Source organism: Sunxiuqinia dokdonensis (assembly GCF_001270965.1).
In the GTDB taxonomy this organism is placed as follows: Bacteria; Bacteroidota; Bacteroidia; order Bacteroidales; family Prolixibacteraceae; genus Sunxiuqinia; species Sunxiuqinia dokdonensis.
The window spans coordinates 19,510-32,341 of sequence record NZ_LGIA01000150.1 but is presented as its reverse complement, the minus strand read 5'-3'; the positions used below and the strand labels follow the sequence as shown (position 1 = coordinate 32,341).

The window sequence follows — 12,832 nt, the reverse complement described above, 5'->3', positions numbered from 1 at the left end:
AATTGAATTCAAAAAATGAAGGACTACGCCCCATAGCCAACAGGTACAGACTGTTTTTGAAGAAACTGAACTGATCGTATGGATGAGACTAAAGCTAGCCAACCTGGGTTGGTGACTTGCCGTAGTGTTTTCGGAAGACGGTGCTAAAATAACCTACACTGGCAAATCCGCACAACTCACTCACCTCGGTGATGGAATACTGTTTGGTCTGCAACAGTTCCAGCGCATGATCCAAGCGTATCGACTTGATAAAATCGGTTGGTGACTGATCGGTCAGCGACTTGATTTTTTTGTACAGAAGCGATGGGCTCACATTCATGGCTTCGGCAAAATCGTTCTTCGAAAACTGCGAGTTGGCCATGTTTTCGCGAACAACTTCCCCCATTCGCTTCAAAAATTTGTCGTTCAGCTCATTGTCCAAAATCGACTCATTTTCATTCACTTTAATGATCTTCAACGCTTTCCCGCGAATCACTTCGCGATTTTGAATAATGCTTTTAATGCGTTGCTGCAGCAAAGTAACATCGAAGGGTTTGGTCAAGTAGTCGTCGGCCCCAAGCCCCAGGCCACGCAAATGCTGGGCCTTGCCAGTTAGTGCCGTGAGCAAGATGACCGGAATATGAGACGTTTCGTAGGTCGATTTGATTTTGCTGCATAATTCGAAGCCATCCATATTGGGCATCATGATATCGGAAACCACCAAGTCGGGGGTTTCCTTCTGAATGAGTTGCCAGGCCTGCGCGCCGTCGTCGGCCAGGTATATATTGAAATGTGACTCCAAAGCCGATTTCAAAAACTCGCGTAAATAATCGTGATCCTCAACAACCAGAACTTTCATTTTATGCTGGCTGCGCGAATCGAGTTCGCCAAGCATGGAAGAATGAACTTTCACATTCGGCATCGCCGGTTGAACCAGTTTCTCATCAGGCTTCTTTTGTACTGCGGCATCTTCTTCAATCTTTTTGACAGGCATCACAATCTGAAAAGTTGACCCCACATTCAACTGGCTGAAACAACTGACTTTTCCATCATGCAAATTCACGTAGTTTTTCACCAGAAGCAGGCCAATTCCGGAACCTACAATTTTCGAGTTCACGGCATTTTCGCCTCGATAATATTCATTAAACAACAGCTTTTGCGCCCGTTTACTAATACCGATCCCCTGGTCTTTCACTTCAAAAATCCACTTGCCCGGCGAACAAAGCAAACCAACATGAACCGTGCGATTGGTAAAGGAATATTTGATGGCATTGGAAATCAGGTTATCAATCACCTTCTCCATCATGGTTTCGTCAATGGCTGTAATAAAGCTGGAGCAGTTGGCTGTAAATTTTAATTCGATATTCTTGTTTCTGGCGTATGATTCAAACATCATCACCCGATTTTCGACGATTTGAACAATATCTGCCATCGATAAAGCGAGCTTTTCCTTTCCAATGTCCACTTTTTGAAAATCCATCAACTGGGTGACCACCTTCGATAAACGCTGGGCCTGTTCGGTGGCCCAATGCAAATATTGCAAGCCTTTATTCGATAATCCCGGCTCTTTGTGCAGTTCTTCAATTGGCCCCGTAATCAATGTCAGCGATGTTCTGATATCGTGAGCTGTGTTGGCAAAGAATCGGATTTTCTCTTCCGAATGCCGTTTTTTCAATCGATCGACGTAGAAGGCAAACAGGAAAATGCTTAAGCCGGCCACAAAAAACAGCACCAGCACCTTGAACCATGCGGTTTCCCAAAACGGAGGAATCATTTGAAGTTTGATGGCGCGTTCCGAAATGGTTGACTTCAAAGAACTGTCGATCATCCGAATTCGAAGCGTGTAGTTTCCGCTGGGAATGTTTGAATAAGATAAGATCCGGTTGTTTACCGGTTTACTCCATTCCTCATCCAGCCCTTCCATCTTCCACGAAAACCTGGAGCCGGGCGAAGTCACACCAATCGGAATCAACTCAAGACTGATTGTATTTTGATAGTACTTTAGCGACAGTTCCTGTAAACTATCGAGCGGCTGATCCAATTCAATGTCCTGTGATTCACGAATCGACCGTCCGGAAACCGTCAACTCCTGAAAAAAGATTCTTCCTTCGTCCTGTTTGGGTTGAATTTCTTCAGGATCGAAAATCAAAGCACCCGCATTGGTTCCCCAAATTAAGCGCCCGTTTCGAAGCGCGTGGTGTGAATTTTGGTTAAACGAAACGTTGCTCAAATCGGATAAAGCTGTAAAAGTCAACAAGGTATTATCCTTTTCATCCAAGCGGCACAAGCCCTGCTCTGTCCCAATCCAAATGTAACCGTCAGAAAAAACGATGCCATTTGTAAAATTGGAAGGTAAACCCGAATCTGCCGAGTATTGCTGAATCTTCCCATCTTTTAAATCATACCGAATAATTCCGTCGCCACTGGTGCAAAGCCACAAGACATCATTTTTCAACAAAATATCGTACACCAGGTAGCCCTCCACCAGGGTTTGGGTTTCTCCGCTTGCTTTGTCGAAGATTAACAAACCGTAAGTGGTTCCAATCAACAACTTATCCAGCCCGTAATCCATCATGACGTAAACGGTCAGATTGGGAAATGACTGAAACTTGTTTTCCTGTGTCCGGTAGCGCATTAAATCGCCGTTTACTCCGCCAATCCAAATGTCTCCCCGTGCATCTTTATGTATATCGAAAATGAAGTTACAGCCAAATGCACCGTCCGTCACATCCGGACTGTAATGAGCCAATTGGTCGCCGGTTTGCCGATCGAGCAAATAAACGCCTGACGAATAGGAGCCGGCCCAAATTCTCCCCTGATCGTCCTCGCAGAGCGATAAAAAAACCTGCGCCTGTTCGCGCTTGTTGTGGTAGAACGATCTCCAGCGATTTGTTCTTACATTCCAGTGACTAATGCCATTGTTTGTTGCAAACCACAAGTTACCGTCCAAATCTTCCAACACGCTGTTTACATCATTAGTAATCAACGAATTGGGATTATTCACTACATGATTGATCCGGGTCACAATCGGATTGGCCTGGTCGAAATACGACACACCCCCGCTGTAGGTGCAAACCCAAACACGATCGTTTTGATCGCGATAAATATCATACACGCCGTTTCCTTTCAGGGAGTTCGGGTTGTCGGAATCTTCCTTAAACACATCCAAAATTCTTGTTCCCTGCTTATTGATTTCCCAAATTCCCTGCCCGTCAACTCCAACAAGCATGGTCGAATCGGAAATGGCTTCGATAGCCAAAATGGGTTGATTCGGAATTTCCGGAATGCCGAAAAGCTTCAGGCTTCCTCCGTCATTCTTTAAATACAAAAGGCCATCGGCACGGGTTCCAACCCACAAGGTGTTTAGCCCTTGATCGTAAAAGAAGCGCGACACGAAATAGCTCTCACCTTTAGGAAAATCAAAGTAATCACTCGAAGTGAAATTAAGCGTATTGTAAAGTCTGACGCCATCGTCAATGGCATAAAAAAATGAGTGATCATCGAACCACTCCAGAGAATGAATGCTTTCGTTGGGTGCCAGCGACCGCAATCCGTTAATTTTTTCATACATGAAAATGCCGAAGGACGATGACAGCCACAACCTTCCTTGCCCGTCAACCAAGAGCTGGGTGACAATGAGGTATGGATTCAGAAGTTCCCGGGCAATGTTAATCTCCAACTCAAAAGCATCCTGAATGGCGTTGTATTTGAAAATCTGTCCGTTGTTGGTGTAAGCATACAAAACGCCATTTTCATAAACCATCCGAACAGTAATAATATCCTTGGTTTCGAAAGGCAGGTGATAAATTCGAATATCATCGCGGGTGTAGCGAACGACGCCCATTTTGGATGAGATCCAAATGAAACCATCATCGTCACTGCAAACCTGGTTGGTTTCCCGCATCGAAATTTCATACTCGTCATTCAGATTATAAAACTGGACATCATTCGCCCCCAAAACATGAAAAGGCAAAATATTCAGCAGCGTGAAAATTCCAATAAGAACTATTCTGAATTTAAGAATCATAAACAGTTTCAGTTTCCATTTCAAGTTCATAAACCACACAAAAAGGAAAAGCGATCATCAGCATTTCCATTTGGCCCACTTTTTAAGCACTTCCCCTTTTTTGTCATCGTTCTGCAAGTTTCCTGATCAGTCAAAAAACGAAAACGGACGCAAAACTCCCATCGAAAAATGCCCGGAAAGATAGAAAAAAATCCAGTGTTTGATCATTTTCAAGATCAAGACGATAAAAAACTAACACGAGTAAAAATAAACATTCCCCCGATCTAATATTTATTTCCATCTACCTATAATTAAACAACTTACATGACAACGAACAGCTCGAATCCGTGCCGGATTGCATTAATATCCGGTCCCGGTTTCAACTACTTTTTCGTGTCCTACAACATAAACGCCAGCTGGTAAGCCTTTGGTTGCATCGCGTCGGAAAACCCCGGACCGAACTTTCACGCCCCAAACAGAATAAACATCGACCAGCTCTGTTTCATCGTTGTTCCGAATCGGGATTTCTGTGACATCTGTCGGTATGGTACCTTCGTCGATGGTATTGGTCAGAAATATTTCGTCAATTTCAACCGGACAGCCACCAAGCGTCCAGAATCCTATAATATAAATATGCGAAGGATCCAGTTTGATGCCGGTATCTTTTTTGGGCATATTGTAAAGAGGCACAATCATTTCAGTACTGTTTCCAAAATCATACTCGGCAGCTCCATCCCAGTAACTATTGCTATCGAACAAGCGGAACGAAGGCGAACAAGTGGCTGTTTTTGCCAGTCTGACGACCAAGTATTTGTAATCTGACAGATTAATTCCGGCATCGTATTTCCACCCGCCAAAGCCATATTGTCCAGTGATCATTGTTTTGGTGTTTTCATCGAAAGTACCGCTGGCATAAATCGAAGGGTTAAACAAACCGTTCGTTAGCGGGAAGGTCGACGAAGTAACCGTAAACTGGCGCGAAACCGGGTTCCCCAGTCCGCCCTGGTACGTAACGATAACAGTGACTTCACCGTCGGCATCAGCAATAATATTTCCGTTTACAATTTGAATGATTTCGGGATTGGGGTTATCGTAGGTCGCGCCAATAGCAACATCTTCAGTGCGTCCATCGGCATAAACAGCTTTAACCGACAAACTGGTGGTTCCGCCCGTCAACAACTCCACATCGCCGCCTTCAACAATCAAATCTGTTAAAGTCAGCGATTCTTCGCTGTATCCTTCAAAAGAATCATCATAAAACTTGTCTTCCGAAAAGAACTCTTCGGTTGAAAACCAGTCAACATCAACATAACCGCCGATTTCAACCGTTGCAAAGTTGAAGATGCAAAACTTGTTTCCGGTAAATACTGAAAGATCGAATTTCATATCCAGGTCCGTTCCGAATTTGGTGAAGGTTTCATTATCCAGGCTGAAAAAGAAACCGGCCTTGCTGGTGTTGTAATTGGCCACAGCACGCAGATAGAGGTCCGGTTCTTCAATTGTTTCTCCGGTAATCATTGTGCCATCATTCATCATGACCAAGGTTTTCTGTCCGTCAATCACTTTAACCCCAATATAGGCATACGGATCCTGAAAAACAGCCAACCCGGCCACATCGCCCTCCTGCATGTTTTCAAGATTCATTTTGATGGTTCCAAACGAATTGTCCAAATCGGAAGGGTAGCCAAAAATCCGTTGGGTCAGCGTATTCCGGGCTTCGGTTAAATCACTGACCACGCTCACGGTTTTTAGCCGCAAGTAATCCGGGCGCTCGGTTAACGACCATTTTGTATTATCAGGATTGTGGTTCCATCCCCATTGCATGCCCGGTTTGAAGTTCCTGAAATTGTCGTTGGTTGGCAGAACTTTCACCGGGTACTCGCGGCCAACATTGGGCTTGGTATAGGTCGTAACACCTTTCCCGTCAACACCAATCTCCGGCCAGTTATCCACCCAGCTTACAGGCTGAAGATTGGGCAGGCGGCCAAAAGCACCTTTGTCGTAAAACAAAACCGTCCACCATTCACCGGTTTGGGTTTCCACCAAGGCTCCTTGGTGAATATTATCATCATCCAGCAATAGCTTTTCTTCGTATGGCCCGTAAATATTGGTTGAACGCAAAGCCACCTGATAAGCCGGCCATCCACCGTAGGTTGCATAAATGTAGTAGTAGCCGTTAATCTTGTACAAATGGCTGCCTTCCAAACCTTCTTTGACGGTGTAGGTGTAAACTTCCTTATCGGAGCCGGGTACAACGGAAAAATTCTCATCCAACTCAGCAATTTTCAGCGTGTTGATACCGTAAGCGACATAAGTTTTACCATCCTCGTCGAAAAACAGGCCCGGATCGTAAAAGGTGCCGGCCAGCTTTTGTAATTCCCAAGGCCCTTCCGTGTCAGTGGCTGTCAGCAGGTAGCTACCTTCTTCCAAAGTAGTAAAGAGCAGATAATACTTACCATCGTTGTATTTCAGGCTGGTTGCCCACTGTCCGTGGCCATACCGGTCGCAACCATCCAGGTTGAAACAAGCCGACGATTCAATCTTTTCCAGTGGGTTGCTGCAGTATTCCCAGTTCACCAGGTCGTACGATTTCAGGAGCGTGGCCCCGGGAAAGATGTGCATGGTGGTAGAAACCATGTAATACACATCGCCCACCCGAATGACATCGGGATCGGGAAAGTCGGCAAAAATCAAGGGATTGGTGTAGGTTCCGTCGCCATTGTCGCTGTGTGAGCGGTATTCGAAATCGGGCCGCGGATAGGCCTCATTCGCATACTCCTGATACCAATGATAGACGGGCCACGGACAAGCTTCGGGATCGTTCAGGAAAGTATAAGGTTCGCCCTCGGCCGGTGGTTCTCCTGTAAACTGTGCGAGCAAATCAGGACTTGTAAAAAGAAGCCAGCTCACATTGCCCGTGTCGTCCATAATCTTTTTGAAATTGGCCCCAAAACCGTCGCCCCCGGCAGTTCCGGTGTGGCCTTTTCCCCACGAACTCTCGTATTTTTCATCAGCCCAATCCATTTCTGTAATCACTATGGGCGCAAAATCAGCGACAGGTTTAACTTGCTGGTCCCACTCTTGCTTAAACACCTCATAGCCATCGGCACTGCCAAACCAGCCAGGATAGACATGTACGGCATAGCCGATATTTTCGCCTTCTATGGGATTAAGCGCAAAACCTTTGTATTGCGATTGGTAGCCCGAACCCGGAATCCAGAGCACATTGTGAAAGCCATTTTCGCGTATTTTATTGACGATGGGTTGGAAAATCTCCTTCAGCACATCAAAGTGCGCCTGGGCATTAGAACCTTCAGTTCCATCGGCCAGGCGAATCCGAACCGGCTCATTGGCCAGCTCAAGCATGATTTCATCGCTGTTCCGTATTTTAGGATGCTTAGACACAATGTCCCAAACCGTCATCAGGTACTGCGCATAGTTGTAATCATCTTCCACTCCAATGACTTCGGGTGAAACCCCCGGCGGGCGCATAATAACATACAACCCTTTCGATATGGCATATTCCGCCATCGGGATAAAAACTTCATCCAGGTATTTTTTAAACCTGGTTTCACTGAAACAGTTCGGAAGCTCGTGTCCATCGGGCGTACAGCCTGGGGTATTGCTCCAATACGGATCCATGTGCAAGCGCACAAAGTTCATCTTCCAGCCCACATCCAGGATATCATCAATTAATCCCTGGTTGTAGGCCAAACAGCCATTCACATCATAATTGGACCATTTGGTGCCCCGCTCATTGAACCATGGACTGTAGGTTTGTGCAAAACCATGTAAGTTAACAGTATTCCCGTGCGGGTCTTTCAGGTAGCGGCCTTCAACATGTAATTTGGGCGTTGGCATGCCTTCCCAGGCTTGAACATTCGTAATACATGACAGGAAGGTGAACAGGAACAACAGTCCGGGTAGTCGTTTTTTCATAAGTCAGGTTAAAATCAGGTTCAATACAAAATTCTACCTAACAATGATAAGTCCTCCAAGCTAAACTGCTGTTCGATAATGGATAAATGAGTTTTAAATTTAGACACGCAAGATTTAACCGCTCACAAAAAGCAAGTTAGCCTGCAAAAATCGACTGACCACAGCTTGAAGACTGGCTATTCCGGAAGAATTGCCTGATAGTTTCCGCTTAGTTGCATCAAACTAAACAGGTACATGAGTCCATCAAAATACGGATCGAAGTAGCCGTCTTCGTATGGTTCCAGTTTTTCGTTCCAAAGTTTATGCACAAAATCATAGTCCGGATCCACCTCATCGATGAGTGAAACCGTTGCAGCTGTTGAAATCAGTCCCAGTGAATGCCGCAATTTTTGGAATCCTCCGGCTTGCAGAATAAACTCGGGCGTCGTGCCATCGGGGTTGTATTGATCAACAAATTCGTTGATGCCTTGCGAACGCAAAAATCCCTGAAACCGCGCTGCATAATCTTCCTGCCATGCTTTGTCTTTGCCAAACCACACGTAGTCCATGGCAATATTCAAGGGAACACGCCACGAATCGTAACGGAATCCGGCGGGCATCCAGCGTGTCGGATGCGCGGTCCCGTCAAAATTGGCGTAATCGTAATTTAAGCCGGTTTCCGGGTGGCAGGCTCGGTGTAAAAACACGCGCGAAGTATCGGCACAATCCCGGTAAAACTGCTCGTGACCATCGTTGGCAAAGTCGGCCCAAAACTCCAAAAATGCCGGAACATGATATGACGGATCTGTCCACTCGTATCCGCCGCCCTCGGGCACAAAACTGATTTGTTTGTGTTCCAAGTTGATCACGTGGTGGATTCCGCCAGTGCCATCTTTTGCCCACATGGCATCCAGAATTCTACGGGCTTCGGCATAATAATCAATGCCCGTGTCATTTCTCCAGCGGTTCGAAGCAAACAAAAGTGTAGTCACAAAAAACAGCTCGCCATCCGAAGCCGAACCTTCTGAGTTTTTAACCATTGTCTCGGGGTTGATGCTCCAGGCAAAATAGCTATCGCGCGGGCCTCCCTGTTGCTGGGTGTAGTGTTTTGTCCATCGCCAAATCCGGTCAAAAACCTCCTTCTTGTCCAACTGAACAGCCACCATCATGCCATAGGAAAGTCCTTCGGACCGGGCATCATGATTCTTCAAATCCGATACGTAAGCCATTGAGTCGCCCACCTCAAAATACACCCGGTTGGGCCCTTCAAAAAGATCATGATAGGCTTTGGCCAGTTTTGCATCGACTTCCTGCTGGCTGTAGCCGGCCTTCAGGAAAAGATTGGGATATTGGCCGGAGTAATATGCGCCGGTTTGGTTTTCAAACCGGATCCAGTCGACCTCAACCGGGCGATCATCCTTATTGACAACCACCAGGTTGTGAACTCCGGACAATTGTCTTAAAATGGGCGATCGAATGACTTTCCATTCAGGACTTTCAGGAATACTCACTTCTGCTACAATTGGTCCGCCCGCATGATTCAGACAAATTTGCAACGTGCCACCTTGATTGGCCAGCGCCTTGATATGAATTGAATTCAGCGGCTTATCGCCAAACCTAACCGCATCGTACTGAATCCAAGCGTCTTTGCTTTCGAAAATGGTTTTCCAACCCTTGAAAGGATTGGCGGCATCCAGAAAATCGATTCTTGCTCCGGCGTTGCTGATGGCACTATAACGATCGATTTCAATGTTGTTTGTCGCTTTTGTCAGTCCAACACCGCGCAGGCTCGGAACAACTTTATGAATGGTGCCGTCGGCATTAAAAAACAAGCTGTCGACCCGAACGGAACGATTTTTATCAAAAGTTGGTGAGTAATCATTGTGATGATAAAACAGGTACCACTGATTTTTATATTCCAGAATAGAATGATGGTTGGTCCAACAACCGGTTGGCGACTCGTCCATAATCACGCCGGTCATTTTAAATGGCCCCATCGGATTGTCGCCAATCGCATATTCCAGCCGCTCCGTTTTGTTTTCAACATGCGGAAAAGTCAGATAATACAGGCCGTTTCGCTCGAAAACCCAAGGCCCTTCTTTCAATCCTTTTTCGGGAAGATTGGGAATAATCATCGGTTCCGAATCCAGCTCCAGCATGTTTTCTTTCAATTTGGCGACAAAAATATGACCGTGTGACCAATAAATGTATGCTTGTCCGTCTTTGTCAATCAGCACGTTCGGATCGATTCCTTTGATCCCTTTAATGTTTTCCTTTTGGGTGACATACGGCCCTTCGGGCTTGTCGGCCACCGCCACACCAATTCCAAAACCTTTTCGCCCGTTTTCGTCCACTTCATTGGTGTTGGACGGAAAGTAAAAATAATACTTGCCGTTGCGCTCAATACAGTCCGGCGCCCACATGCTGTACGATGTGGAGTCGATCCAGGGAGCATCATACTGGCTGACGATCATGCCATGATCAGTCCAATCCGTCAAATTCTCCGACGAAAACACATGGTAATCTTCCATACAGAACCAGTCTTTTCGAAGATTTTTACCCTCGGGAGCAGGAATATCGTGCGAGGGAAAAACATACACTTTGCCGTTAAAAACCCGTGCTGACGGATCGGCTGTAAACTGGTTGCGAATAAATGGGTTCTGGCCAAAAGCTGCGGCACCCGAGATCATAATTAAGACAATTAGTGTTAGCAGTGGTGAATAGGTATGTTTCATTTTATTGGGTTTGATCGTTTTACTTAGATGGAAGGACTACTCCACAAAAAGGCTGTCATTCTTTATAGCCGTCGTATCTTATTTTTTACTGAATAAGACCTGCCTCCTACTCATAAGCACGAATGGTGCGTTCGTCTTTTTCAATTAAATCATCCAGATTATTCAATGGACGTTCCAGGTCATACGGAATCGCTCGCTGGCTAAACTGCTGAAAATAGAGCAGGCAAGCGTCTTTCCACTCCACCGCATTCAGGCTTTGCTCGCGCAGTTTATGCTGAACCCTGCCAAAAATCTCTGGATCAACATAACGTTCCGCCTGGTCCCAAATTTTCTGAAACTGCCGCACTTGTTGAACCCCATGATCGTAGCGGTAACAAAGCTCATCCCATAGCGTCCGTCCGTTTTTCATTTGATAATCCCACGGAAGGTGATGAAACCATAAAAGAAGCGCTTCCGGACAAGTTTCGGGATTGCTAAAATGGGCCTTCAGCGGTTCATGATACTGGCTTACCGCATCACTTCCACTCGCGGTTCGGTCAAAGCCAATTCCTTCAGTATCGGCCTGATGATAATAAGGTGGCGTCCAGTCTTTGCGCATACCTTTGGGCGCCCACCAAGGGCCCGGCCCATAATGATGGTGTGCCGCAAAAATATGATGCAAGCCCAATGGCATCATATAATCAACGGCGGCTTCGTGACTGTTAAGCATCATCTGTTTCACCGGCTTTAGAAAATTCAGATCCCACTCCATGGGCAGAACGGTTTCCGCATCCATTTCTTCTGGCGCCGGCTGGTTGAATGTCAGCTTTAACCATTCATCGGCAATTTGTTCGCTCGATAGCGAGCTGTCCCACGCCTGCCGGCCAAACGCATACCAGTTGGCCTGGGCAAAATCGTGCCCACACCAGTTATCATCCAGCCCAATGTTGGCTACGCCGGCGATGGCCGTGTGTTTCTGTTCAAACAAACTCCCGTCAGTCGTTCGGGCAACAGTGCTTCCTTCGCCTTCCTGCCAGGTTTCGCTGTGCAGAAATTCCTCCCACATGGGGGCCAGAAAAACCAGGTGAACCGAATGCCCAAGATATTCTTGTGTCACTTGAAGTTCGGCCATAACCGACGTTTGTTTCATTGCACCAAACAGCGGGCTGAAAGGTTCACGAGGCTGAAAATCAATCGGCCCGTTTTTCACCTGAATAATGACGTTGTCGCGAAACTGCCCGTCAAAAGGCATAAACTCGTTATAAGCTTGTTTGGCGCGGTCCTCGTCGGATGGGTTGTACACAAATGCACGCCACATTACCAATCCGCCATGCGGTTTCAGTGCGTCGGCCAACAGATTGGCACCGTCAACATGATTGCGCCCAAAATCCTGCGGCCCCGGCTGTCCTTCGCTGTTGGCCTTCACCAAAAAACCACCAAAATCGGGAATCAATGTATAAATCTCCTTCGCCTTGGCTTTCCACCAGTCAACCACTTCCGCATTCAGCGGATCGGCAGTTGACAGCCCCCCAATAACCATGGACGACGCAAAGTTGATGGATAAGTAAGCTTTGATGCCATAGGGACGCAGCACATCGGCAATGGCTTTGACCCGGCTCAGATATGCCGCAGACAATATTTTGGGTGAAGCGTTTACGTTATTCAAAACAGAGCCGTTGATACCAATGGACGCGTTGGCGCGTGCGTATTCTTCCCACAATTTCAGATCTTCTTCGGTCACGGCAAGCGAGTCATTTCCTGCACGCCAAAAAATGGAAAGGCCGGCATAACCACGCTCAACTGTTCCATCCAGATTGTCCCAATGGTTCAGTAGCCGGTGTTCCCAAGTGGGATTGACCAGCTCTTCCCCGATTTTCTTCCCGGTTTGCTGGCGTCGCAACAGTTCGTACACCCCGTATAAAATTCCCGATTCGGTAGTGGCCTGAATGCCTTCGGCTGAAAGCCTGAAACCGTCACCTGCAATCTGTTTGTCGCGAATCAGCTCCAGCCTAACTGTTTGTCCGGCTTCACCCTGCCAAGCCTGCTGTAACTCTTGTTTGGCGATGGCGAGGGTTTCCGAACTTTTTTTGCAAATCACCTGTACCGGCACGCTGCTTTTTGACCGAAGCCAAAGCTGGTGACCATTATCGGCATTTAAGCCAAGCGCAAGAAAAAACAAGATAACGAAACTCAAAATGGTTTTCATAGCTTTCAG

General features: G+C 46.6%; 4 protein-coding genes. All 4 read right to left on the bottom strand.

The features are described 5' to 3' along the window. Nucleotides 1-94 precede the first annotated feature (94 nt). The 4 genes from NC99_RS10245 to NC99_RS10230 all read right to left on the bottom strand — a co-directional run bounded on the left by NC99_RS10245 (nucleotide 95) and on the right by NC99_RS10230 (nucleotide 12,823). Nucleotides 95-4,006: a hybrid sensor histidine kinase/response regulator transcription factor gene (locus NC99_RS10245; protein WP_082326420.1), complete on the bottom strand. Its 3,912-nt coding sequence runs from the start codon at nucleotides 4,004-4,006 to the stop codon at nucleotides 95-97. A gap of 339 nt (nucleotides 4,007-4,345) precedes the next feature. Beyond that, complete coding sequence (locus NC99_RS10240; RefSeq protein ID WP_053183302.1) at nucleotides 4,346-7,924, bottom strand: family 43 glycosylhydrolase; 3,579 nt, start codon at nucleotides 7,922-7,924, stop codon at nucleotides 4,346-4,348. A gap of 176 nt (nucleotides 7,925-8,100) precedes the next feature. After that, nucleotides 8,101-10,638, bottom strand: coding sequence for a glycosyl hydrolase family 8 (locus tag NC99_RS22455; protein WP_053183299.1), 2,538 nt, complete (start codon nucleotides 10,636-10,638; stop codon nucleotides 8,101-8,103). A 106-nt stretch (nucleotides 10,639-10,744) separates the two neighbouring features. Next, nucleotides 10,745-12,823: an alpha-glucuronidase gene (locus NC99_RS10230; RefSeq protein WP_053183297.1), complete on the bottom strand. Its 2,079-nt coding sequence runs from the start codon at nucleotides 12,821-12,823 to the stop codon at nucleotides 10,745-10,747. Nucleotides 12,824-12,832 lie beyond the last annotated feature (9 nt).